We start from the raw sequence: 23,739 nt of genomic DNA on the forward strand, positions 1-23,739 counted from the left end.
TTCGATTCATGCGGGTTGCCGGTCGGTGTCGAGAGTTCCTAGACGACGCCGACGACGAGGTCAGGATCTGCGCGGCCCTCGAGGAGCCTGTAGTTCGCACCGACGATAGCCAATGTACCTTCTGCGATCGCGGCGCTGATCATCTCGGAGCGCTGCACGAGCTCCGCCACGGTGTCGCGCAGGTGTTCCCGGCCCACGGCGGATGCATCCACATCGTCGGGGTCGAGCGGACCGGTTTCGGGTCCATTGACGCGGCGCACCGCCGGCACGATCTTCTCGATGATGCTGTTGATGTGCGGCGGCAGGGCCTCGGCGTCTTCGGCTTGCGAGTCGATGGCGGCTCGGACCGCGCCGCACCTGTCGTGGCCGAGTACCAGGATCAAAGGCACCTTGAGCACCGCAACGGCGTACTCGAGTGAGCCGAGCACCGAATCGGAGATGACCTGGCCGGCGTTCCGCACGACGAACAGGTCTCCCAGACCCTTGTCGAAGATGATCTCGGCGGCGAGCCTGGAGTCGCTGCAGCCGAACAGGGCGGCCATGGGATTCTGCACGAACGCGGTCTCGGCGCGACGGTCGACGTCCTGCCGGGGATGTTGCGGTGTGCCCGCCACGAAGCGTTCGTTGCCCGCGGCGAGGTCGTTCCAGACCTGGGCCGGTGTCAGAGTCGGTGTGTCGGTCATTCGCTGGAGCCGTTCTGTTCGGTGCCGGTCGGTTCGGTGCTGATCTGCCGGGCCACGGCGGCGGCGAGCACGGTCAGCTCTTCGTCGGTGGCGGTGCCGATCAGGAGATAGCTGCTGTCGCCGGCCTCGGAGACGAGGGCGGATTCGAAGTTGCCCCGGTCGGCGGCCGGCGCGGGATTGCGGTAGACAGCCCAGTCCAGACCGGCGATGGTGATGGTGTCGGTCGGTTCGACGTCTTCGAGCTGGTCGGCCAGCCAGGTGGGGTTGGCGTCGACGGCCTGGGTGAGCCCGATGAACTCATTCTCGGGGGTGAGCAGGCCGAGGTACCAGCTCGAGACACCGTCGTTGCCGCCCTGGCGCCACTGGGCGGCGTTGGCGCTCCAGCCGGGTGGGAGCTCGGGCACGACGAGCGGTTCCTCGACGCCGGACTGCGCCTGTTCGGCGACGCTCGTGTAGTCGACCTCGCGATTGATCGGGGTGTCGCTGCGGGGCACGATCAGCACCAGCACGATGACCGCGCCGAGGGTCGCCAACAGCGAGTAGACGAGGTTGTTGATGGTCTTGCGGGACCGGTAGTTCTTGGAGTTGGTTGCCAGCCGCCTAGCGCGTTCCTCGGCGGTCTCGGGGCGGCCGAGCTCCGCGACGACGCGCGGTGGGCGGGGACTGCGGCTCATTCCGCGGTGGCCGCGCCGCGGGCGGCGTCCAGGCGTGCTTTGGCGCCGATCAGCCATTCCTCACAGCGGGTGGCGAGGGCCTCGCCCCGCTCCCAGAGCGCCAGGGATTCCTCGAGCGTGGACGCACCCTGCTCGAGCACCGAGACGACACGGATCAGTTCGTCCCTGGCCTGCTCGTAGCTGAGCGAGTCGACCGCCGGGACGGTGCCGGCGGTGGTCGGAGTCGGGGCTGCGGACGAAGTCATGTCATCCATCCTATTTCTTTCCATCTATTTCGAGACCGCGGGCACGGTGCCAACGCCCACGGTGATGCGCAGCTCGGTGCCGGCCGGGGCCTGGTCGCTGGAGCGCAGCACGTGGCCGTCCGGCAGCTGCACGATGGCGTAGCCCCGGTCGAGGGTGCCCTGGGGGGAGAGGGCGCGCAGTTGGGAGCGCAGCTCGACCACGCTGGACCCGGCGCGTTCGAGAGTACGGTGCATCAGCTCGGTGCCGCGCGCCACGTAGCGGGTGAGGTCCTGCGAACGACTGTCGATGATCCAGTCCGCGCCGGCGAGCACCGGTCGGCTGCGCAATTGGCCGAGCCTGTCGACCTCGGTGGCGAGGATACCGGTGAGCCGGCTGCTCAGCCGCGCCCGCGCCTGCTGCACCCTGTTGAGTTCGTCGGAGACGTCGGGCACCACCCGCTTCGCCGCGTCGGTGGGAGTCGAGGCGCGGAGGTCGGCGACATCGTCGAGCAGCGGCCGGTCGGCCTCGTGGCCGATGGCGCTGACCACCGGGGTAGTGCAGGCCGCGACGGCGCGCACGAGTGACTCGTCGCTGAAGCCGAGCAGGTTCTGGAAGTCGCCGCCGCCGCGGGCGACGATGATGACGTCCACCTCGGGGTCGGCATCCAGCGCCCTGATGGCCGCGGTGACCTCACCGACCATCCGGTCGCCCTGCACGGCGGCGTGCACCACCCTGAAGTCGACGGCCGGCCAGCGCAGCTGGGCGTTGCGGAGCACGTCTTTCTCGGCGTCGGAGTCCTTGCCGGTGACCAGCCCGATGCGGTGCGGCAGGAACGGCAGCGATCGTTTGCGGGACGCGTCGAAGAGGCCCTCGGCCTTGAGCTGCGCGCGCAGGCGTTCGAGCCGTTCCAGCAGGTCGCCGAGCCCCACGTGGCGCAGCTCGAAGACCTGCATCGTGAGGGAGCCGCCCTTGACCCAGTAGTTGGGCTTGACGAGGGCGATGACCCTGTCGCCCTGCTTGAAGTCACCGGTCAGGCGGGCCTTCACCGACGACCAGACCGTGAAGCTCACCGTCGCATCCACCGAGAGGTCCTTGAGCTTGCCGTAGACGTTGCCGCCGCTGGTGCCCCACTGCACGATCTCGCCCTCCACCCAGGCGGTGCCGAGCCGTTCGATGTAGCCGCGGATCTTGTTGGAGAGCACGGCGACGGGCCAGGGGGCGTCGACGGTGGGCGGCTCGTCGCCCGCGGCGGGCATCGTGACTGCGTTCATGGGTCTCCTGGTCTGCTGAGGGCTCGCACGGTCCGTTCAGACATGCCCGCTTAGACTGTTCGGGTGAGTACCAGTACTAATGCGCCCGTGATCGGCCTTGGCATGCCCAGAATTCCCAGCCTGCGCAACAGGCTCAAGGATACCCCGGTGGTCGGGCCGAAAAAGGTGCTGCTCGCGGCCCCGCGCGGCTACTGCGCCGGCGTGGACCGGGCGGTCATCGCGGTGGAGAAGGCCCTCGAACTGTACGGGGCGCCCGTCTACGTGCGCAAGCAGATCGTGCACAACACCCACGTGGTGAGCGAACTCGAGAAGAAGGGCGCCATCTTCGTCGAAGAAGTGGATGAGGTCCCCACCGGTTCGCATATCGTCTTCAGCGCGCACGGCGTGTCGCCGGCCGTGGTCAACGCCGCCGCCGCTCGCGGCCTGTCGGCCATCGACGCCACCTGCCCGCTCGTCACCAAGGTGCACCGCGAGGCTGTGCGCTTCGCCCGCGACGACTTCGAGATCTTGCTGATCGGCCACGAAGGCCACGAAGAGGTCGAGGGCACCGCCGGCGAGGCGCCGGAGCACACGACGCTCGTCGGCAGCCCGGACGAGGCCGACACTATCGTCGTGCGCGACCCGGACAAGGTGGTCTGGCTGTCGCAGACCACGCTGAGCGTTGACGAGACCATGGAGACGGTGCGCCGGCTGCGGGCCCGGTTCCCGAACCTGCAGGACCCGCCCAGCGACGACATCTGCTACGCCACCCAGAACCGTCAGGTGGCCATCAAGATGGTCGCCCGCGACTCCGATCTGGTGATCGTGGTGGGGTCGGCGAACTCGTCCAACTCGGTACGCCTGGTGGAGGTGGCGCTGGAGTACGGCGCGAAGGCAGCCTACCGGGTGGACTACGCCAACGAAGTGAAGCAGGAGTGGCTCGACGGCGTGAACACCGTGGGCGTCACGAGCGGAGCATCCGTGCCCGAGGAACTCGTCGAGGAACTGCTGCGCGACCTGGCCGGCGCCGGCTACGGCGACGTGGAGCAGATCAAGACCGCCGAAGAAGACCTGCTCTTCTCGCTGCCCAAGGAGCTGCGCAAAGACCTGCAGGGCAAGACCGACGCGCGTGCGCTCGGGGGCAGGGTCAGTCGACCGGAGTAGTCGGTGGCTGGCCGGGCCTTACGGCTGGCTGAGGTACTCGAGCAACGCCGGGTCACCGGCGAGCACGACGGCCACGGCCGCGACCAGCAGGACAAACGCGACGACGCCGCCGATGATCGGAACGTAGAACGCGCGTCGGCCGCGCAGCAGCAGCAGGATCGACGAGACGGCTGCGGCCACCCAGACGACGGCCTGGCCGATGCTGCCGCCGGTGATGATCGCGGTGACGGAGTCCGTCACGGTGTACTCACCCAGTTCGGCCTGCGAATAGAGCATCGCCAGGGCCTGCGGCAGGCTGCCGAGAATCGAGATGGTGAAGTAGGCGCCGAGCAGCCCGAAGACCAGCAGGCTGATGGTGAGGGGTCGGTCCCAGGCAGGCGCTGTTCCCGGCACCGAACCTGGCGCCGCGGAGGCCGGCCGTTCGGCCGATCCCCGCGTCGCCCGGGCCGGCGTCACCGTGGTGGATGCGGCGGCAGAGGCCGCAGGAACGGGTTCGTCCTGCGGCGGCGTCCAGGTCCAGCCCTCCGGAGCCAGCTCGCCGTAGCGGGGCTGGGGGCGGTAGTCCACCGGCGGGGTGACCGCCGGGGTCTGGTCTGAAGCGTTCTCTGCCATCGTCATCCGGTGTTTTCTGTTGAACTAGCTGTTGGAGTGCCCGGCGGAACCGAGCTGGCGGGTGGCCTGGGCAACGCGAGCGGCCATGGCCGTCTCGGCAACCTTGCCCCAGGCGCGCGGGTCGTACAGCTTCTTGTTTCCGACTTCGCCGTCGACCTTGAGCACGCCGTCGTAATTCTTCAGCATGTAGTCGGCGATGGCGCGGGTGAACGCGTACTGGGTGTCGGTGTCGACGTTCATCTTCACGACACCGTTGGCGACGGCTTCGGCGATCTCGGCATCGGTCGAGCCCGAGCCGCCGTGGAAGACGAGGTCGAGGGGCAGTGCGCTGGTGCCGTACTTGGCGGCGACGCTGGCCTGGATCTCCGCAAGGAGCTCCGGACGCAGCTTGACGTTGCCGGGCTTGTAGACGCCGTGCACGTTGCCGAAGGTGAGGGCGGCCATGTAGCGGCCCTGTTCGCCGAGGCCGAGGGCCTCGATCATCTTGACGGTGTCGTCGAAGGTCGTGTACAGGTTGTCGTTGATGTCGCCCTCAACGCCGTCTTCTTCGCCGCCGACGGCGCCGATCTCGACCTCGAGGATGGCGTTGATCGCCTTGGTGCGGGTGATGATGCCCTTGGCGATCTCGAGGTTCTCGTCGAGCGCGATGGCCGAGCCGTCCCACATGTGCGACTGGAAGATCGGGTTGAAGCCATCGGCGACGGCGGTCTCGGAGGCCGAGATGAGGGGCAGGACGAAGTCGTCCAGCGCACCCTTGGGGCAGTGGTCGGTGTGCAGGGCCACGGTGACGGGGTAGTTGTCAGCAACGGCGTGCGCGAACTTGGCGAACGCGAGGGCGCCGGCGGCACGGTTCTTGACGGTGTGACCGGCGAAGTAGTCGGCGCCACCGGTGGTGACCTGGATGATGCCGTCAGAGCCGGCTTCGGTCAGGCCCTGGAGAACGGCGTTGATGGACTGCGAGGAGGAGACGTTGAATGCGGGGTACGCGAACCCCTTCGACTTGGCCTTGTTCAGCATTTCGGCGTATTGGTCTGGGGTTGCGATGGGCATTGCTTCTCCTCGAAATCGAGCGGGGGTGTCCGTCAAGTCTAGCGAGGGCTTCTGTGTGAGCGCTCGGGGTACAAGGTCCCGCTCTAGGCACGCTGGGTATGCTGGCCCCGTACCGGCGTAGTTCCGGCGCGTCCCTCAGCAACCCACATACGACCTCGAAGGACACCAATACACAGTGACTACTGAACACGATTCTCTCTACCTCCACCCCGACCGCAGCCTCGGCATGGAGCTGGTGCGGGCCACCGAAGCCGCCGCCATCCGCGCTGTGCCGTTCATCGGCCGCGGCGACAAGAACGCCGCAGACGGTGCCGCCGTCGACGCGATGCGCAAATTCCTCGGCACTGTCGATTTCGACGGCGTCGTCGTCATCGGCGAGGGCGAGAAGGATGACGCGCCGATGCTCTACAACGGCGAGCACGTCGGCAGCGGGCGCGGGCCCTCCTGCGACATCGCGGTGGACCCCATCGACGGCACCTCACTCACCGCCAACGGGCGTCAGAACGCACTGAGCATGATCGCGGTCGCCGACCGGGGCAGCATGTACGACCCCAGTGCCGTGTTCTACATGGACAAGATCGTCACCGGATGGGAGGGCCACAACGTCGTGGACCTGCGCCAGCCGATCGGCGAGAACATTCGCGCTCTGGCCAAGGCCAAGGGCAAGGATGTGTCAGACATGACCATCGCCATCCTCGACCGGCCGCGGCACGCCGGCCTGATCGAAGAGGTGCGCGCGGCGGGCGCCGGCACCCGGTTGATGCTCGACGGCGACGTGGCCGGCGGCATCAACGCGGCCATCACCGAGACCCGGATCGACATGTGCGTCGGCATCGGCGGCACCCCGGAGGGCATCATCACCGCCTGCGCGTTGAAGGCGTTGGGCGGTTTCATCCAGGCGAAGCTGCACCCCAAGGACGACGACGAGGCCCAGCGGGCCATCGACGCCGGCCACGACCTTGACCGCATCCTGGGCGTGAACGACCTCGTCACCAGCGACAACACCTATTTCGTCGCCACCGGCGTCACCGACGGCCAGCTGGTCGGCGGGGTGCGCAAGATGGGGCCGAAGATCCGCACCGAGAGCATCGTGTTGCGCGGCAGTACCGGCACCATCCGCCGGGTCGTGGCCGAGCACCTTGCCGAGAAGTGGCTCTAGAGAGCCCTACTTTTATTCAACGAGGATGCCCAGCTGCGCCGCGAGCAACGGAGCGAGCAGCGCGAGCTGGGCGTCGTCGATGGTGGCGCCCCTGAGCCCTTCCAGGCTGTGGATGGCCGAGAAATCGCTGGAGCGCAGGTCCACGTCGGTCAGCCGTGCGCCGGCCACGTCGAGGGTGCCGATCCGGCAGTCGCGGAGTTCCAGCCGTTGCACGGTGGCCCCGGAGAGGTCGAGCTCGTCGATGATGCAGTTGGAGATGAGCACGTCGGTGAGGGTGGCGTTGCGCAGGTTGATGAAGTCCAGCTTCGACCCGTCCAGCTGAACGCTGCGCAGGCTGGAGTCGTAGAGCTCGACCGAGCCGAGCCTGGAGTGCTCGATGCGCACGTCCCGCCAGCTCGATCGTGGCGCGCTGAACACGGCCGCGTGCAGTTCGGTGGCGACGCACTCGTTCCAGGTGCTGCCGCGCAGCACCGTGGTATTCAGGTCAACGCCGTGGAACTCACACTCCGCGAACCGGGTGCCGGTGAAGTCCCGGCCGGAGAAGTCCACCCGGCTGTAGCGTTCGGCCTCACGGTCGTCACCGCGGCCCACCAGCGAGCCGTCGTTGTCGAGCAGGTTCTCGAGCAGGATCCGGTCCAGCTGGGGTCCGCGCCGCTTCGACCGGGCCGGTGGCTTGGCCACTAGGAGGCCCGCTCGGCGACGGGTTCGAGCAGGAACACCGGGATGACCCGATCGGTCTTGACCTGGTAATCGGCGTAGTCGGGGTACGCCAGAACGGCCCGCTCCCACCAAAGGGCCTTCTCGTCGCCGGTGATCTCCCGGGCGAGCATGTCGCGTCGCACCGGACCGTCCTGCACCTCGACGAGCGGATGCGCGAGCACGTTGGCGTACCAGACCGGGTTCTTCGGGCTGCCGCCGAGCGACGCCACGGCGGCGTAACGGCCGTCGTGTTCGACGCGCATGAGCGGAGCCTTGCGGATCTTGCCGGATTTGGCGCCGAGGGTGCTCAGGACGATCACGGGCATCCCGCGCATGGTGGTGCCCTTGGTACCGGCGGAGGTCTCGTAGAGTTCGACCTGGTCGCGGACCCACTTCTCGGGGCTGGGCTCGTACTCTCCGTGCAGGGGCATGCTGGCTATCTTTCTCTCGGGGGAAAACGGGGGTGGCGCGGGGCGTACCGCGGAATGTAGCGCCAGAGCACGCCGGCTCCCACCAGGCCCACCACTCCCATCACAGCACTGGCCACCGACAGCGACAACAGCGCGATCATGGCGGCGACGGCCAGGGGAGCGGCGGCGCTGCCGAAGTCGGCGGTGAACCGCCAGGCGCCCAGGAACGGGGCCGGGCCGCCGGCCGGCGCCAGGTCGGCGCCCAGGGTCATCAGCAATCCGCTGCCGATACCGTTGGCCACGGACAGGAACATCGCCACGGCGATGAACCACGCCACGTTCTCGGGCAGATCGTGGGTGAACGCGAGGGCGAGCATGCCGACCCCCAGTCCGGTCATCGACGGGATCGCGGTCCACATGCGCCCGAAGCGGTCCATGATCTGGCCGCTGGCATAGAAGAGCGCGAAGTCGATGCCGCCGGCGATGCCGATGATGAGGGCGGTGTCGGGTTCGTTGATGCCGATGCTGACCGCCCAGAGCGGCAGCAGCACCGTGCGGGTGGCCCGCATCGCACCGACCAGCCCCGCGCCGGTGCCCAGCCGCAGCAGCACGCCCCGGTAGCGCCAGATGGTGCTGAACAGTCCCGCGGTCTCCGCGACGGCGACGGGAGCAGGCTTCGCGAAGGTAATCGTCGGATCCGGCAGCAGCATCAGCACGACGGCGGCGGCCACGCAACAGACGATGAACACCCAGAAGACGGCGGTGGTGCTGCCGGTGAGGTGGATGACCCCGGCGGCCAGGAACGGTCCGACGAACCAACCGGCGCGGAAGACGCCGCCGAGGGTCGACAGCGCCCTGGCCCGGTAGGCCACGGGCACGTAGCTGGTCATGAAGGCATGGCGGGCCAGAGCGAACACGGCCGTGGCCAGGCCGATCAGGAAGATGCCCACCAGCAGCACGACCGGGTTGGGGGCGACGATGCAGACCAGCACGGCGATGATCGCAAGCAGCGACGCCCCGATCATCGAGTTGCGTTCGCCGATGCGGGACACTATCGCGCCGCTGGGGATGTCGCCGACGAGTTCACCGACCATGACCATGGCCGCGATGAAACCGGCGAAGGCCAGCGACGCGCCGAGGCCGTCCGCCACCAGGGGGATGAGCGGGATCATCGCACCCTCGCCGATGGAGAAGAGCAGCGTGGGTAGAAACGCGGCCAGAGCCACTCCCCGGAGGCTGAAGGGGCGCTCGGTGCTCATCCGTTCGATGTTACCTCTCGCCCGGTAGGCTGGATTCCACAATGATTGAGCTGGATTTCTCTGAGCAGATCGCCGCGCTGCGGGCCACGTTTGACGACATCCGGTCGGTGATCGACATCGACAGGCTGAAGCTGGACATTGCCGAGTTGAGCGACCAGGCGGGTGCCCCCGACCTGTGGAACGACTCCGAGCACGCCCAAAAGGTGACCAGCGAGCTCAGCCACCGCCAGAGCGAGCTCAAACGCATCGACAGCATCGAGTCCCGCCTCGACGACCTCGAGGTGCTCGTGGAGCTGGCCAACGCCGAGGGCGACCAGGAATCGGCCGATGAGGCCACGGCCGAACTGCGCAGCGTGCAGAAGGTCCTCGGCGACCTCGAGGTGCACACCCTGCTCAACGGTGAGTTCGACCCCAACCCTGCCGTGATCACCATCCGGGCCGGGGCCGGTGGCGTGGACGCCGCCGACTTCGCCGAGATGCTGTTGCGCATGTACCTGCGGTGGGCCGAGCAGCACGATTACACCACCAACGTTCTCGACGTGAGCTACGCCGAAGAGGCCGGCATCAAGTCCGCCACGTTCGAGGTGAACGCGCCGTACGCGTTCGGCACCCTCAGCGTCGAAGCCGGCACGCACCGGCTGGTCCGGATGAGCCCGTTCAACTCCGCGGGCAAGCGCCAGACCTCCTTCGCCGCCGTCGAGGTGGTCCCGCTGATCGCCCAGGCCGAGGCCGTGGAGATTCCCGACAACGACATCCGCGTCGATGTGTTCCGCTCCAGCGGCCCCGGCGGGCAGTCGGTGAACACCACAGACTCCGCCGTGCGCATCACCCACCTGCCCACCGGACTGGTGGTGAGCTGCCAGAACGAAAAGAGCCAGATCCAGAACCGCGCGGCGGCGATGCGGGTGCTGGCGTCCAGGCTGTTGTTGCTGCAGCGTGAGCAGGAGGCGGCCACCAAGAAGGAGTTCGCCGGAATCATCACCGCGAGCTGGGGTGACCAGATGCGCAGCTACGTGCTCGCGCCGTATCAAATGGTCAAGGACCTGCGCACCGAGTACGAGGTCAACAACCCGTCCAACGTGTTCGACGGTGACCTGGACGGATTCATCGCCGCCGGCATCCGCTGGCGCAAGACCCCCACCGACTAGGCGTGTCAACCTTTGGACTTGCTGCTTGAGGCATGTCGCAAGTAGGTAAATCCCGGATGGCTGCCTAGGCTCGAAACGCCATGATCCGATTTGATCACATCACCAAGAAATATCCCGGTACGAACCGACCGGCCCTGAACTCAATCGACGTCGAAATTCTTCGCGGCGAGTTTGTCTTCCTGGTCGGGGCTTCGGGCTCGGGAAAGTCGAGCTGCCTTCGCCTGATGTTGAAGGAGGAGAAGCCGTCCAGCGGAAGCATTCACGTGCTCGGCCAGGATCTGCGCTCCATCTCCAACCGCAAGGTGCCCTACTTCCGTCGCAACCTCGGGGTGGTCTTCCAGGACTTCCGTCTGCTGCCGAACAAGACCGTCTACGACAACGTCGCGTTCAGCCTGCAGGTCATCGGTAAGTCCCGTGGGTACATCCAGGAAGCCGTGCCCGACACCCTGCAGATGGTGGGCCTGGCTGAGAAGGCGCAGCGTCTACCACACGAACTCTCCGGTGGTGAGCAGCAGCGCGTGGCCATCGCCCGAGCGATCGTGAACAAACCGCAGATCGTTCTCGCCGACGAACCGACCGGAAACCTCGACCCCACCACCAGTGCGGAGATCATGTCGCTGCTGGCCCGGATCAACGCCGGCGGCACCACCGTGATCATGGCCACGCACGAGGCCGGCATCGTCGACAAGATGAAGCGCCGCGTGATCGAACTCTCCGCGGGCCAGATCGTGCGCGACGAGCGTCAGGGCGGCTACGCCACGGCGGCCATCCCGATGGTGCTGCCCCCCGGCGAGCGGGCCGCGTCGCGGTCCTCCCGGATGCCGGCCACGGGCGCCGCCCCGGCCACGCCGCTGACCCACCCCGCGCCGGAGGTGCTGCCCCAGGAGGTGGCATCGGCCGAGGTCGAGGCCGCCGCCGTTGCGGTGAGCACCGCGCTGCCGGTGGAGCCGACGCCCGAACCGGCACCGGTGATCGAACGGGCCGAGCCCCTGTCGGTCGTGGCTTCCACCCCGCCGGTCCCTGTCCTGGCGCCCATCCCGCCTGTTCCGGCCATGGCCGAGCAGCCCGCAGCGGTTGACCGTCAGCCGGAAACCCCTCAGCCGGAACCCGACCAGCAGGCCGCTGCGCCGCCGGTCGAGCAGCCGACCTCCACGATGTCCAGGCCGGTGCTCCCGGTCACCCAGCACGACGAACCAGAACAGCTCACCCTGGCCGAGAAGCTCGGCCTGCGGGCTCCGGGCGAAAAGGCCGATCCCACTAGTGAGCAGAACGTAGGACCCACCCGATGAGACTCGGACTTGTGCTTTCCGAAGCATCCAACGGCCTGCGCCGCAACGCCTCCATGGTCGTCTCGGTCGTGCTGGTCACCTTCATCTCGCTCACCTTCGTGGGCGCGGCGATCCTGATGCAGATGCAGATCGGCCAGATGAAGAACTTCTGGTACGACCGCGCTCAGGTGGGCATTTACATGTGCACCGCCATCTCGCCGGGGGAGACCTGCACCGCAGGCGAAGCCTCCCAGGAGCAGATCGACTCGGTGCAGGCGCAGCTGGAGTCCCCGACCCTGGCAACCTTCATCGACAAGTACTACTTCGAGACGCACGAGCAGGCGTTCGAGAACTTCAAGACGCAGTTCGCGGGCAACCCCGTGGCCGACTACGTGACAGCCGAACAGCTCAACCAGACCTTCTGGGTCAACCTCAACAACCCCGAGGACTCCGAGGTGCTGGTCGAGAGCCTGTCCGGCGTCGCCGGGGTCGAGAATGTCGCCGATCAACGCAAGTACCTCGATCAGATTTTCTCGGTGCTGAACGTGGCCAGCTATACAGCCATCGGCATCGCATCGTTGATGCTCGTGGCGGCGGCCCTGCTGATTGCCACGACCATCCGGCTGTCGGCGTTCTCCAGGCGCAAGGAGTTGGGCATCATGCGACTGGTGGGTGCGTCGAACCGGTTCATCCAAACGCCGTTCATCCTTGAGGGTGTCTTCGCGGCGCTGCTGGGTTCACTGCTGGCCGGTGGGGCGATCGTGGCGATCGTGCACTACTTCGTGCAGGGCTACCTGGGTGCCAGTCTCACCGGCTTCGCCCTGGTCGGCCTCGATGACGCGTTCACCGTGGTGCCGATCCTGCTGGTGCTCGGTGCGGCGCTGGCCGCGGCGTCGGCCAACTTCGCGATCACCCGCTATCTGAAGGTCTGATCAGATCCACTAGACTAATGGGTTGCCCGGCGGATGCCTGGCCGCTTCACTGAACCGATCGAGGAGAATGCCGTGCCCAGGGAAAAAGGCGAGAAGGTCGTCGCGACCAATCGCAAGGCGCGCCACGACTACCTCATCGAGGATACGTACGAGGCCGGAATGGTGCTCAGCGGCACCGAGGTGAAGTCCCTCCGCGCCGGACGGGCGTCCCTCGTCGACGGCTACGCGTTCATCGAGTCCGGGGAGGCCTGGCTGGATGCCGTGCACATTCCGGAGTACACCGCCGGCACCTGGACGAACCACCCGCCCCGTCGCAAGCGCAAGCTGCTGCTGCACAAGGCGGAGATCGTCAAGATCAGCCACAAGACCAAAGAGGGTGGCTACACCCTGATTCCGCTGAAGATCTACTTCAGCGACGGCAAGGCCAAGGTCGAGATCGCGGTGGCCAAGGGTAAGAAGGAATACGACAAGCGGCAGACCCTGCGCGAACGCCAGGACAAGCGCGAGTCCGACCGAGCCATCTCCGCCCGCCGCAACCTCGGCGACTAGCCAGCCCCGACCCGACCCGCCCCGAGTCGCCCGCTCAATCTGGCCGCTACTCGTCTTGTGGTCGGGTCTTCGGGTCGTGCGCCCGGTGTTTTCCGGGTGTGCGCCATGTCCCGGACGGGTCGATCCAGTGCGGGGCCATCACTCGCGGCCGCCCGCCGACCATCCGGATTCTCCACCCGCTGCTGTCGATGGTGCGGTGGTGGTACCAGCACAGCAATACCCCGTTGGAAGCATGGGTTTTCCCACCGACCTGCCACGGCACCACATGGTGTACTTCGGTCCACTGGGGTGGGCAGTCGCAGCCCGGGATGATGCAGCCACCGTCTCTGGCGGTGATCATTTTGCGTTGCATCGGGGAGAAACAACGGGCTTTGGAGCCCAGGCCGAGGACGGCACCGGCCCTGCCGAAGAAGACGGGCTGGAAGCCGCCGTTGTCGATCATCTGCGTAATGGTCTTCATCGAGACCGGCCCGTCGACGCCGTCGATCCAACCGACGCCGGCGTCCTTGAGGAGGTCGGCCGCGTTCACATGCACCATCACCGTCGGTGGCATGCCGCCCATGGTCGGGGTGCGGGGGTCTTGGGCGACCTGCACCAGGATGCCGCGGAGAATATCGGCGCGCTTCTCCCCGCCGGTGCGTTCGTCGATCAGCTCGCCGGGCACGAGTTCGCCGGCTTCGATGCGTTGCTGTTCCTGTGCGGACGGGAACCGTGGTGCGGAGCGGGCGGATTGGAAGGTGTTGAACAGGTTCTGGATGACACCCTTGAGGACCGGGGTCACGCCGCCACGCAGCGGGTAGAGGCCCCGGGTGAGCTCGCCGAAGGATATGGTGGATTTCGCTTCAACCGTGGTCGCGTTCGGGGCGGCCCCGTCGGGGTTTAGTAGCGCCTGCATCCGTGCCGCCAGGGACCGCAGATCATCGGCCGGATAGGTGAACCCCTCCGAATCGCCACGCCGCAGAATCGGACCGGTGCACCGGATGTCGCTGTCGCCGGGGCCGCGGGTGCGATCGAAGACCGACCCTGTCGCCCGCTCGACGAGGCCGAGCTCGGCGGATTCGACGTCGGCCTGGTCGGCATCGAAGCGGCCGTGCACCTTATAGTCGGCCAGCCCCTTCACGATCGTCTCCGCCGCATCGATCCCCAATTCCCCGGCGCGCATCGCGGCCGCCACCGCGGGGAACTCCGGCTCCAGCACCTGGCCGGCCAGCATCCTCTGGGCCACCTTCTCACCCAGCGCCAGGCGCCGTTTCATCTCCTGCCGAGACGTCAAGGTGAGGCGGGTGAGCAGGTCGATTTGATGCGACGCCCCCAACCGCCACGCCATCGAATCCCGGCCCAACCCGGGGCGGGACCGGTATCCGACAACGGTCGCCGCGCCAACCCGGGCCGCGTCCACGGGCCGGCCGGCATTCTCGACCGTCTGGGTGAACGCCACCACCTCCGCGTCACTGAGCGAGTCGAGGTCGGTCGACTCCAGAACGGCCTGCACCATCTCCGCGGCATCCGCGAGGACCCGGAGCTTTTCACCGAAGGCGCCGGTGAACGCGCGCTGCACCCCCGAGATCGCCGACGGATCCCGCCACTCCGGCTTGCCCTCACCGCCGAATTGAGTGTCGGCGGTGCCGCTCACGCTGCCGGCATCCGGTGCCGGCCCGGTCAGGCCGGTGTTCCAGTCGTGGAGATTGGAACCGGTGGGAGAAGTTCCCGTCGGTGCGGGGGAGCCTGGAGCCAGCTCGTCGTCCATACGCCCATTATCTCATAAATCGTAGAAGTATGCGAGAATTTGTCATGAATCTGTAGGCCAGGTATCGGAAACATTTTCGCTAGACGGCGCGTTGTCGATGACGGCATGCGGCATCCGTCGCTACCGGGGTGGCGCGAAAGTGTTGTATCCTGAAAGGCCGTGGTGGTGAGCTGCAATGTTCGCCACTGCGGTTCTGGAAACAGGATTGGTAACTCAACAGCGTGTGACAACAACCGCGTTCTGCGCAACTCATTCGAGTCGGCAGCACGTGAACATGGGGATGATCGGTTTCGACATTGCCTGCGTAACTGTGAGAAGCGGGTCGAGGATGCAGGGTTATCTCGTAAACGATCTCTGCAAAACAATAAGTGCCAATTCAAACCGCACTGTCTCGCGTTCCGCTTTCGCCCTCGCGGCCTAAGTAGAACCACATTGAGACCGTCAGACCGGGAATGCTCTCTACTCGGATCCTGACGTCATTTAGAGAGATTGCTCCTATCCTGAGCCTCGGGGTATAGGGGGACTTAAACGAGGGCTGGGCTCGTCGGATCAGCTGCCAGTGGCAAGTTCCGGAGCCGAGTAGAACGCCTTCACTGGATACACCCGTAGAAGAAACATGACCACAGCAATGGACCGGGGTTCAATTCCCCGCATCTCCACCATTGGGTTGTTGCCACACGCTGTTGACCACCAACATGCAAAAAGCCACCTCTCGAGGTGGCGTTTTGTGTATTCAGGAGCGGCCGGCCCGACGTGGTCAGTCGATTAGGAAGGGCTGATGCCGATACCCGTCCATTTCGAGAATGAGTGCGGACGATTCCGGTACCTCGACGAAGGCGCCGGGCAGGTCGTTGAGCGGCTCGGACACCACGACCTTCGCATGATCACCGAAGGCGGCCAGCCGCTCCTGGTCGGGGTACATCTGGCGGAGCGTGCGGATGTCCGCCGAATGAAACAACGTGCGCGTGCGTCCCTGGGTCGAGTAACGGAAGGCCCACAAGGTGGTGCCGTCGGAGACGGCGACGGTGCCCTGCCAGGGAAAACGCACATCGTGATCGTGGCCGACAGACTCGACGGTGCGAATGGCGCGCCCGATGGCATCGATAGGGTCATCACGGAGCCCGTAGGTCAGCGCGAGGTGAAAGAGCACCTCTGAGTCCGTCGTGCCGAGCACGTTCGGGTACAGCGACGGGTCGATCGCCAACGTCAGGTCGCGCCTGAGCTCGCGCCACCCCGCAATGGCGCCGTTGTGCATGAACATCCAGTTCTGATAGCGATACGGATGGCAGTTCGTCTGCTGGATCGGCGGTGCGGTTGCCGCGCGAACATGGGTGAAGAAGAGCGGGCTGGTGAGAGCCCTGGTGAGCTCGCTCAGGTTCGCGTCGTTCCACGCGGGTTCGATGCTGTGGAACAGCGCCGGTGCGGTGCCCTTCGGGGCTCCCGTGGGGTACCAGCCGAAGCCGAAGCCATCCCCGTTCACCGTCTCGGCCCCGAGCGGGGAGTTCAGCGATTGCGCGACTATCGAGTGCTTAGCGTCGAGCACGATCATTGAGGGTTGCAGGGGTTCCCCGAGGTACGCCAGCCATCTGCACATCCGTCCATCTCCCATCCGGCACCGCCGCGGTGGCGCGCACGCGACCATTGTGCACCCGTCCACCGAGGGCGGTCCGGTTCCCCCAGCAGGGTGATGCAAGACCCTTGACCGCTATCCGGCTACAGGTCACACTCATCGCAGACGGTTCACACTGTCGTGATCCGACGGCGACGGAAGAGGTCAACGTGGCTACGTTTGGCATCGAAGAGGAGTTCCAATTCCTCGATCCTGACACCCTGTTCCCCGTGGATGTGGGCGCCCAGGCCTTCGAGCACCTGTCGACGATGCCCGAGTGGCAGGGCGTGACGCACCGGGAGTTCCTGGCCTCCCAGATCGAGCACGCTTCGGCGGTGTTCGAAAAGATGGACGACGCTCACGCGGCCATGACGGGCTTTCGACGCGCGGTCGCCGACCAGGCGGCCGAACTCGGTGTGATCGTGGCGAGTATCGGCACCCCGCCCGACACGACGGCGTTCCCCACGATCACCGACACCGAGCGCTACCAACGCATCGTACGCACCATGGACGCTGTGATCGCCGACCATCAGGTGAGTGGTCTGCACGTGCACGTCGGCATCCCGAGCCGGGAGGCCGGGGTGATCGTCCTGAATGCGGTGCGGCCCTGGTTGCCGCTCTTCACGGCCATCGCCGCGAACTCTCCGCTGTGGAGGGGGCAGGACACCGGGCACGACAGCTGGCGCACGGTATTGCTGCGCCGGTGGACGACCTCGGGCTGCCCGCCGGCCTTCCTCGACGCCGCGGACTACGACCGACGCATCGCACGACTGCTGGGCATCGGCGGCACCGTCGACCTGGGCGTGATCATGTGGGATGTGCGGCTCTCGGAGCACCTGCCCACGATCGAGTTCCGGGTGGCAGACGCACAGCTCGACGCGCAGACCACGCTGTTCATCACTGCGCTGTGCCGGGCGTTCGTGGCGCATTCACTCGGGGTGCCGGCCGCGCAGGCCGCCGCCGCGAGCGCATCCGCCCAGATGCCCTCCGAACTCCTCTCCGCTGCCCTGCTGCACTCGGCCCATCACGGAATGGACCGGCAGGTCTTCGATCCGCTGCGCGGCGGGCTGGCCCCGGCTCACGGCTGCCTCCGCCGATTCGTGCGGATGCTCGAGCCCGAGCTCGTAGAACTGGGCGACGTCGAACTGGTGCGAGAGGCGGTGGCCCGGCTCAGAGTCGACGGCACCGGTGCGGCACAGCAGCGTGCCGCCTTCAGCCGGGGCGGCCGGCCCGAGCTGCGCCGGCTGCTCACCAGGACGATGACCCCGGCTCGGCGCGCCGAGAGGGTGACGGTGGCCGCTGGAGCGATCCTCGGCTGAGGATGCTCGCCATGGTCAGACGGCGGGGTGTGGGTGCAGCCGCAGGCCGGCCGAGGTGCCGATCGCCTCGCGCTGACCGCCGGAGTGCACGATCTCGGTGCCGTGCACGGTGAGCTGGCTTGCGTGCGCGCGCAGCGCATCCGTCACCACCGCGAGGTGCTGGGGCAGATCGAACCATTCTTCGTCGCCCGCGGGTGCCTCGAGGACCTCGGCGAAGGCGGTGCCGGTGGCCGTGGTCGCGGCGTGGGCGGCATCGTGGGCGCGCACGTGGTCGGGATGCCCGTAACCGCCGCCGTCGTCGTAACTGATCACCAGGGACGGCCGCAGCCGCACAATCAGGGCCGCGATGTCGGCCGTGACCTCGGCCAGCGGCGCCACCGAGAGGGCGTCGTCGGCGGCGTCGTCCGCCGGCCCGGCCAGGCCGGGGCGAATCCAGACCATGCCGGAGTCGCGGTAGCGGCGGGGCTCGAGGCCGTCGACCCTGGCGGGCGGCTCACCGAGCCAGAACCGTTCGGTGATGCCCAGGATGCCGGTGGCCCGTTCGAGCTCCAGTTCCCGTTCGCGCGCCAGCTCCTCGGTGCCGGCCAGGGCCGTGAGCGGACCGTCGACGACCTCGCCGCGTTCGCCCCGTGAGCAGGTGAGCAGGCACACCCGGCTGCCCCTGGCGACGAACTCGGCGATGAGTGCGCCGGTGGAGATGGTCTCGTCGTCGGGGTGGGCGTGCACGAACAGCACCGACCGCTGGCCGTCGAGCAGGCTCACGCGCAGACCGATACCGGCAGCAGGGCGCAGTAAACGTCGAGCAGGGACGCGGCGGAGCGCGACCAGTCAAAGGTCTCGGCGCGCGCGCGGGCCGCCAGCGACAGGCGCCGCGCCAGGGCGGGGTCCGCGAGCACGTCGGTGAGCGCATCCGCCCAGACCTGCGGGTCGCGCGACTCGATGAGCAGACCGGTGTCGCCGTCGAGCACAGCTTCGCGCAGTCCGCCCGTGCCCTGGGCGACGACGGGAACACCGCTGGCCGCGGCCTCCAGGGCCACCAGGCCGAAGGTCTCGGAGTGTGAGGGAACCAGCACCACCCGGGCGCCGCGGAGCAGGGCCGCCAGGTCGACGCGGGACCGCGGACCGACGAAGCGCACCCCGTTCTCAATGCCGTGCCGGGCCGCGAGCCGGTTCAGCTCATCGATGTAGCCGTCGTAGTCGGCCGAGGCGTCACCCGCGATCACGAGCTCCGGCCTCAGGTGAGCCGGCACGGCGGCGATGGCCTCGATGGCCAGGTCGAGGCCCTTGAGCGGCTGGAGGCGCCCGGCGACCACCGCGTAGCCGCGGTCCGATGGCGTGGCCCGGTCCGCTCCGGCTGCTGCGGGCGCGACGGGATGGAAAAGGGACCCGTCCACGCCGGGTGGGACTATCGCGATGCGGTTCATCGACCCGCCGAGCCGACGCACGACGGTGTCGGCCTCGGCGGCGCTCACGGCCACGATCAGGTCCGATTCCCGGGCCAGCCAGGCTTCGCCGGCCATCCGCCCGCCGGATTCGGGCCGCTCGCCCGCCGACAGCGGGGTGGCCTCGTCGGCCGCGATGGAGTGGAAGCTCTGTACGTGCGGCACGCCCAGCTCGCGGGCCAGTGGCAGCATCGCCATGCCGGAGAACCAGTGATGCGAGTGGATGACGTCCCACGGACCCAGCGCGGCGGCCTGCGCACGGAATTCGTCGATGAACCCCTCGTGGTCGCCCTTGGGCACCGAGCGGAGCGGTCCGGCGTCGAGGTAACGCAGGGTGACGCCGGCGCCCAGGCTCCGGGCGGCGGGCATCTCGGGGGAGGACCGTCGGGTCAGGATCTCCACCTGGTGGCCCAGCGCGGCCATGGCCTCGGCCTGGTGCCGCACCACGACATTCATGCCGCCGGCGTCCCCCGAACCGGGCTCGGCACCGGGGGAGGTGTGCAGGGAAACCAGGGCGATACGCAGGGGATCTGTAACAGGGGACACTACAGAATCTTATGACACCGGCGGATGCGTATGATGAGACCCAGTTGTATGCAATGTACGCCTACGACCGTCCAGTACCAACAACTTCGAGTTGGAGGGTCACGTGCGCGAAGCCCTGCGGTGCGCGATGGTCCCCGTGATGCTGGCATGGCTGGCTACTCTCGAGCGCAAGTTCCGCGGCATCCCGGTGCCGGACGATGCTCCCCAGGCGCACTCGCCGGGAATCGACAGTGACCGTATCCTCATCGTCGGCGGCGGACCGGCCATCGGCTGGGGTGTGCTCAGTCACACCCTCGCACTGCCGGGCGCTCTGGCCAGGGCGCTCACGGCCCGCACCGGTCGCGGCGTGGATGTCGACGTGATCGCCCGGTCGAACATGACGCCGCGCAACGCGCCAGAGCACATCGACTTCGCCAACCTGTGGCGATACGACGCCGTGGTGCTCACCCTCGGCCTGTTCGACGCGGGCCGGCTCACGTCCACACGGGCCTGGCGCCGGGACCTCGCCAGCCTGGTTGAGCAGATCCAGCACTCGAGCTCCCTCGGCACCGAGGTCTTCGTCGCCGGGATCGCCCCGGTGGCGTTGATTCCGGCCTTCAGCGGCCCCTTCGGCGCACTGGCCGGCAGGCACGCGCTGGAGCTCAACGCTTTGAGCGAAGACGTCTGTGCCGCCGTGGACCGGCTGACCTTCGTGAGGCTGCCCGGCACGCCGGTCGCCAGGTCCGGCCGGTTCCGGTCCGCGAGCGACTACGACCTCTGGGCGGAGGTGCTGGCCGAGCCGATGGCCGGCCCGCTGGAGCCCCTGCGACGCACCGATGGGGTGCCGGCACCCGAGGTACAGGGCCGCACGCCCGAGGAGATCGAGCAGGCCAGGCACCGGGCGCTGATGGCGTTGAACCTGCTCGACACCGCACCGGAGGCGCGGTTCGACCGGATTGTTGCGCTGGCCCGCTCGTCGCTGGGCACCAGCGCGGCCGCGTTCACGGTGATCGACGGTGACAGGCAATGGCACAAGGCGACGGTGGGCCTCGCGGTGTTCGACATTCCACGGAGCGAGTCGTTCTGCACCGTCACGGTGCTCGAGTCGGCGGCTCTGGTTGTTCCCGATGCGCGGCTTGACCCGAGATTCCGGGACAATCCTCTGGTCGTCTCCGGTCCCCGGTTGCGCTTTTACGCCGGTTTCCCGATCGAATCACCCTCGGGCGAACGCATCGGCGCGCTCTGCGTATACGACCAGAACCCCCGCTCCCAGGAGGACGTTGACCTGGTGTTGTTGCGCGAGTTGGCGCTGTTGCTGCAGTACGAGCTCTGGCAGTCGGCCGGCGCCGTCGACCGAGCCGACACCGCGGGGCCGTAGGTCCGGGCTCTTGGCGCCGTCTGCCCAGTGGGGTCGGCTCAGCGAACCGGTGGGGCGATGGCGTCCAGCGCCGGCTGGTGCAGCAGGCCGTTGGTGGCCAGGGCGCTGCCGTGCCACGGGCCGGCCGCGCCATCGGCCGAGGTGAACACGCCACCGGCCTCCTGCACGATGGGCACGAGGGCCGCCATGTCGTACGGCTGCAGGTCGAATTCGCCGGCGATGTCAAGGTGTCCCTCGGCGAGCAGCATGTATGACCACATGTCGCCGTAGGCCCTGGTGCGCCAGACCTGCCGGGTCAGCGCCACGAGCCCGTCGAGCCGGCCGGCCGTATCCCACTGCTGGATACTGCCGTAGCTGAGGGACGCGTCCGCGAGGGTCTCGACGCCGGAGACGTGCAGACGGGTGGGCGCGGCCTCGGGACGGCGGGCATCGGTCGCCCAGGCTCCGCCGCCGGTCGCGGCCCACCACCGTTTACCCAGGGCGGGGGAGCTGACCACACCGAGCACCGGAACCCCGTCGATCGCGAGGGCGATCAGGGTGCCCCAGATGCTGATGCCCCGCAAAAAGCCGGCGGTGCCGTCGATCGGGTCGATGATCCACTGCCGGGTCGTCGACCCCGCCGTGCCGAATTCCTCACCGAGGATTCCGTCGCCGGGGCGCCGCTCGGCCAGGAGAGCACGGATGGCGCGCTCGACCGCCTGGTCGGCATCGGTCACCGGGGTGCGGTCCGGCTTGGTGGTGACAACAAGGTCGAGGGCTTCGAATCGGGCCATCGAGATCGCGTCGGCCGCATCGGCCAGCTCGAGGGCCAGCGTGAGATCATCGGCGAGGGTGGGCGGCAGGGTCTCGGTCACGCTCCCCAGAATAGTGACTGGGGCGCGACACGCCGATGTCAGCTCTCGATTGGCGCGAGCGCCGAAACTGATGGTAATGTCTCATGTCGGCGGGGATGCCCCGCCTGAACGATATGCACAAAAATACGCACCTCTAGCTCAATTGGCAGAGCAGCTGACTCTTAATCAGCGGGTTCCCGGTTCAAGTCCGGGGGGGTGCACCACACGAAAGACAAGCCCGGCCGCGAGTGTGCGGCCGGGCTTTTCTGTACCCTCAAACGACCGCTTAAGCTGTGAGCGGGCTGTGTGTGACGGGAGCGCCGGAACAGGCCGGTACGCCGACACGTTGTGCCCAGGGAATGTCCACGACACGAGGAGAGACACTATGAGCACAACCACTGAGAAGGCGACACTGGCCGGCGGCTGTTTCTGGGGCGTCGAGGAACTGGTGCGGAAGCGCGAGGGCGTTCTCTCCACCCGGGTGGGCTACACCGGCGGCGACACCCCGAACGCCACCTACCGCAACCACGGCGACCACGCCGAGGCGATCGAGATCACCTTCGACCCCGAGCGCACCAGCTTCCGGGAACTGCTGGAGTTCTTCTTCCAGATCCACGACCCGTCGACGAAGGACCGCCAGGGCAACGACCGTGGCCGCAGCTACCGTTCGGCGATCTTCTTCGCGGATGCCGAGCAGGAGCGCGTCGCCCGCGACACCATCGCGGATGTCGACGCATCCGGTATCTGGCCGGGCCCCGTCGTGACCGAGGTGGAGCCTGTCGGCGACTTCTGGTTGGCCGAGCCCGAGCACCAGGACTACCTGCAGAACTACCCCAACGGCTACACCTGCCACTTCGTGCGGCCGGGCTGGGTCCTGCCGCGCCGTGAGCAGACCGCCAGCTAACCAGCCCCCGGCGCGCGGCGCGGTCGTGCTCGCCCTGCCGTTCGCGGGCCGGTGGCTGGCGGGCAACAGCCCGGCCCGACGCGTGCCGAGCCATGGCACCGACCTGCTCGGCGAGCGCTACGCGATCGACTTCACCGGGGTGGATGATCGCGGGCGCACGGCAGCCAGCCGCGACTGGGGCACCTACGTCGGCACAGAACCACCGGAGCGGTTCTTCGCCTACGGGCGGGCGATCCTGGCACCGGCCGCCGGCGTCGTCGTCGAGGCGTTCGACGGCGAGGTCGACCACCCCGCCCGGCGATCTCAGCTGGCGCTCGTGCCATACGCCCTGGGCCAGGTGGCGCGGCTCCGGGCCGGAGTGGGAGCCATCGCGGGCAATCACATCGTCATCGAACTCGTCGGGGGTGCCGGGTTTCTGGCTCTCGTGCATCTGCGGGCCGGTTCCATTCGCGTTCGTCCGGGAGACACCGTAAACCCGGGGCAACCTCTGGCCGAATGCGGGAATTCCGGCAACTCGACCCAGCCGCACCTGCATCTGCAGGTGATGGACAGCCCGGACCTGTCTATCGCGCGAGGCCTGCCACTGGCGTTTCGGCGCTACCGGGAGTGGCCGGCCGGCGCGAAGCATTCAGTACTTCGGGACGTCGGTATGCCTGGCGAGGGCGCCACCGTCGAGCCCCTGCCGTCATAGTGGAGGCCTCGAGTTGGGCATCGACGGACTCGGCGTCCAGGCTCAACGCGTGGTGTCCGGGCACCCACCGGCTGAACACTTTTTGCCTCGGCGGGCATTGACAGCCGCCGACCCCCGGGCAATCGTGGACCCTTCACAGGGTCTTTCCGCCCGCCGGTGGGTTTCGCCGCTCGCGAGGGCTCCAGCGTCGTCCACAGAGGAGCCGCCAC

24 protein-coding genes, 1 tRNA gene and 1 other RNA gene are annotated in these 23,739 nt (G+C 67.6%); 12 read left to right on the top strand and 14 right to left on the bottom strand.

Annotated features, from left to right (window positions below):
• Nucleotides 1–38: 38 nt before the first annotated feature.
• From E3T22_RS00415 to xseA, 4 genes are read right to left on the bottom strand one after another with little or no spacing between them, the layout of a single operon-like run.
• Entirely contained in the window at nt 39–683 is a 645-nt protein-coding gene (locus tag E3T22_RS00415; RefSeq protein ID WP_088456700.1) for a carbonic anhydrase, read from the bottom strand.
• The gene (locus tag E3T22_RS00420) at nt 680–1,357 is read right to left on the bottom strand and encodes a DUF4245 domain-containing protein (protein WP_134479689.1); all 678 of its coding nucleotides are present in this window, start codon (nt 1,355–1,357) and stop codon (nt 680–682) included. The genes E3T22_RS00415 and E3T22_RS00420 overlap by 4 nt, the downstream gene beginning before the upstream one ends.
• Nucleotides 1,354–1,602 carry an exodeoxyribonuclease VII small subunit gene (locus E3T22_RS00425; protein WP_088458066.1) on the bottom strand — a complete coding sequence of 83 codons (249 nt, stop codon included), beginning with the start codon at nt 1,600–1,602 and terminating at the stop codon, nt 1,354–1,356. The genes E3T22_RS00420 and E3T22_RS00425 overlap by 4 nt, the downstream gene beginning before the upstream one ends.
• Before the next feature lie 24 nt (nt 1,603–1,626).
• A complete protein-coding gene (gene xseA / locus E3T22_RS00430) occupies nt 1,627–2,853 on the bottom strand; it encodes an exodeoxyribonuclease VII large subunit (protein WP_240632223.1) in 1,227 nt (408 codons plus the stop codon).
• A gap of 102 nt (nt 2,854–2,955) precedes the next feature.
• On the opposite strand from xseA, the gene E3T22_RS00435 reads away from it, so the two are divergent.
• Complete coding sequence (locus E3T22_RS00435) at nt 2,956–3,996, top strand: 4-hydroxy-3-methylbut-2-enyl diphosphate reductase (RefSeq protein WP_134479827.1); 1,041 nt, start codon at nt 2,956–2,958, stop codon at nt 3,994–3,996.
• An 18-nt stretch (nt 3,997–4,014) separates the two neighbouring features.
• Here the strand turns inward: E3T22_RS00435 and E3T22_RS00440 are convergent, their stop codons facing one another.
• Together E3T22_RS00440 and fbaA are read right to left on the bottom strand one after the other, a co-directional pair.
• Nucleotides 4,015–4,614: a DUF6264 family protein gene (locus E3T22_RS00440; RefSeq protein ID WP_121678487.1), complete on the bottom strand. Its 600-nt coding sequence runs from the start codon at nt 4,612–4,614 to the stop codon at nt 4,015–4,017.
• An 18-nt stretch (nt 4,615–4,632) separates the two neighbouring features.
• Nucleotides 4,633–5,658: a class II fructose-bisphosphate aldolase gene (fbaA, locus tag E3T22_RS00445; RefSeq protein WP_088456697.1), complete on the bottom strand. Its 1,026-nt coding sequence runs from the start codon at nt 5,656–5,658 to the stop codon at nt 4,633–4,635.
• Nucleotides 5,659–5,884: 226 nt separating this feature from the next.
• Between fbaA and glpX the strand changes: the two genes are divergently transcribed.
• The gene (glpX, locus tag E3T22_RS00450) at nt 5,885–6,817 is read left to right on the top strand and encodes a class II fructose-bisphosphatase (protein WP_174776216.1); all 933 of its coding nucleotides are present in this window, start codon (nt 5,885–5,887) and stop codon (nt 6,815–6,817) included.
• A 12-nt stretch (nt 6,818–6,829) separates the two neighbouring features.
• On the opposite strand, the gene E3T22_RS00455 is transcribed toward glpX, so the two are convergent.
• The 3 genes from E3T22_RS00455 to E3T22_RS00465 are packed head-to-tail and all read right to left on the bottom strand — an operon-like array spanning nt 6,830 to nt 9,185.
• Nucleotides 6,830–7,498, bottom strand: a complete 669-nt coding sequence (locus E3T22_RS00455) for a pentapeptide repeat-containing protein (protein ID WP_134479691.1) — start codon at nt 7,496–7,498, stop codon at nt 6,830–6,832.
• Nucleotides 7,498–7,947, bottom strand: a complete 450-nt coding sequence (locus E3T22_RS00460) for a nitroreductase family deazaflavin-dependent oxidoreductase (RefSeq protein ID WP_088456694.1) — start codon at nt 7,945–7,947, stop codon at nt 7,498–7,500. Before E3T22_RS00460 ends, E3T22_RS00455 begins: the two co-directional genes overlap by 1 nt.
• A gap of 5 nt (nt 7,948–7,952) precedes the next feature.
• Nucleotides 7,953–9,185, bottom strand: a complete 1,233-nt coding sequence (locus E3T22_RS00465) for an MFS transporter (protein ID WP_088456693.1) — start codon at nt 9,183–9,185, stop codon at nt 7,953–7,955.
• 41 nt (nt 9,186–9,226) lie between these two features.
• Between E3T22_RS00465 and prfB the strand changes: the two genes are divergently transcribed.
• The 4 genes from prfB to smpB all read left to right on the top strand — a co-directional run bounded on the left by prfB (nt 9,227) and on the right by smpB (nt 13,082).
• On the top strand, nt 9,227–10,333 hold the full coding sequence (prfB, locus tag E3T22_RS00470; protein ID WP_088456692.1) for a peptide chain release factor 2: 1,107 nt from the start codon (nt 9,227–9,229) through the stop codon (nt 10,331–10,333).
• A gap of 80 nt (nt 10,334–10,413) precedes the next feature.
• Nucleotides 10,414–11,622: a cell division ATP-binding protein FtsE gene (gene ftsE / locus E3T22_RS00475; RefSeq protein WP_134479692.1), complete on the top strand. Its 1,209-nt coding sequence runs from the start codon at nt 10,414–10,416 to the stop codon at nt 11,620–11,622.
• On the top strand, nt 11,619–12,533 hold the full coding sequence (gene ftsX, locus E3T22_RS00480) for a permease-like cell division protein FtsX (RefSeq protein ID WP_088456690.1): 915 nt from the start codon (nt 11,619–11,621) through the stop codon (nt 12,531–12,533). Before ftsE ends, ftsX begins: the two co-directional genes overlap by 4 nt.
• Nucleotides 12,534–12,605: 72 nt before the next feature.
• Nucleotides 12,606–13,082, top strand: a complete 477-nt coding sequence (gene smpB / locus E3T22_RS00485; protein ID WP_088458063.1) for an SsrA-binding protein SmpB — start codon at nt 12,606–12,608, stop codon at nt 13,080–13,082.
• Between the two features lie 46 nt (nt 13,083–13,128).
• On the opposite strand, the gene E3T22_RS00490 is transcribed toward smpB, so the two are convergent.
• Nucleotides 13,129–14,829, bottom strand: coding sequence for an HNH endonuclease signature motif containing protein (locus E3T22_RS00490; RefSeq protein WP_134479694.1), 1,701 nt, complete (start codon nt 14,827–14,829; stop codon nt 13,129–13,131).
• Between the two features lie 276 nt (nt 14,830–15,105).
• Here E3T22_RS00490 and ssrA point away from each other — a divergent pair.
• Nucleotides 15,106–15,491: a transfer-messenger RNA gene (ssrA, locus tag E3T22_RS00495) on the top strand.
• 95 nt (nt 15,492–15,586) lie between these two features.
• Here the strand turns inward: ssrA and E3T22_RS00500 are convergent.
• Entirely contained in the window at nt 15,587–16,378 is a 792-nt protein-coding gene (locus E3T22_RS00500) for a class II glutamine amidotransferase (RefSeq protein ID WP_241983552.1), read from the bottom strand.
• A gap of 230 nt (nt 16,379–16,608) precedes the next feature.
• Here E3T22_RS00500 and E3T22_RS00505 point away from each other — a divergent pair, with 230 nt between their 5' ends.
• Entirely contained in the window at nt 16,609–17,757 is a 1,149-nt protein-coding gene (locus E3T22_RS00505; protein WP_166789237.1) for a YbdK family carboxylate-amine ligase, read from the top strand.
• A gap of 15 nt (nt 17,758–17,772) precedes the next feature.
• On the opposite strand, the gene E3T22_RS00510 is transcribed toward E3T22_RS00505, so the two are convergent.
• Together E3T22_RS00510 and E3T22_RS00515 are read right to left on the bottom strand one after the other, a co-directional pair.
• Nucleotides 17,773–18,519 (bottom strand): PIG-L family deacetylase, encoded by a 747-nt coding sequence (locus E3T22_RS00510; RefSeq protein WP_241983553.1) that lies wholly within the window; start codon nt 18,517–18,519, stop codon nt 17,773–17,775.
• Nucleotides 18,516–19,745: a glycosyltransferase gene (locus tag E3T22_RS00515; protein ID WP_134409319.1), complete on the bottom strand. Its 1,230-nt coding sequence runs from the start codon at nt 19,743–19,745 to the stop codon at nt 18,516–18,518. The genes E3T22_RS00510 and E3T22_RS00515 overlap by 4 nt, the downstream gene beginning before the upstream one ends.
• 103 nt (nt 19,746–19,848) lie before the next feature.
• Between E3T22_RS00515 and E3T22_RS00520 the strand changes: the two genes are divergently transcribed.
• Complete coding sequence (locus tag E3T22_RS00520; protein ID WP_134479699.1) at nt 19,849–21,102, top strand: GAF domain-containing protein; 1,254 nt, start codon at nt 19,849–19,851, stop codon at nt 21,100–21,102.
• A 38-nt stretch (nt 21,103–21,140) separates the two neighbouring features.
• Here the strand turns inward: E3T22_RS00520 and E3T22_RS00525 are convergent, their stop codons facing one another.
• Nucleotides 21,141–21,956, bottom strand: a complete 816-nt coding sequence (locus tag E3T22_RS00525; protein WP_241980301.1) for an inositol monophosphatase family protein — start codon at nt 21,954–21,956, stop codon at nt 21,141–21,143.
• Between the two features lie 127 nt (nt 21,957–22,083).
• Between E3T22_RS00525 and E3T22_RS00530 the strand changes: the two genes are divergently transcribed.
• From E3T22_RS00530 to E3T22_RS00540, 3 genes are all read left to right on the top strand, one after another.
• Nucleotides 22,084–22,159: transfer RNA gene (locus E3T22_RS00530), tRNA-Lys, on the top strand.
• Between the two features lie 161 nt (nt 22,160–22,320).
• Complete coding sequence (gene msrA, locus E3T22_RS00535; protein ID WP_134409317.1) at nt 22,321–22,839, top strand: peptide-methionine (S)-S-oxide reductase MsrA; 519 nt, start codon at nt 22,321–22,323, stop codon at nt 22,837–22,839.
• A 25-nt stretch (nt 22,840–22,864) separates the two neighbouring features.
• A complete protein-coding gene (locus E3T22_RS00540; RefSeq protein WP_241983554.1) occupies nt 22,865–23,530 on the top strand; it encodes a M23 family metallopeptidase in 666 nt (221 codons plus the stop codon).
• The last annotated feature ends 209 nt before the right edge of the window (nt 23,531–23,739 follow it).

The sequence above is a fragment of the Cryobacterium sp. TMB3-10 genome, from assembly GCF_004402305.1.
GTDB lineage: Bacteria > Actinomycetota > Actinomycetes > Actinomycetales > Microbacteriaceae > Cryobacterium > Cryobacterium zongtaii.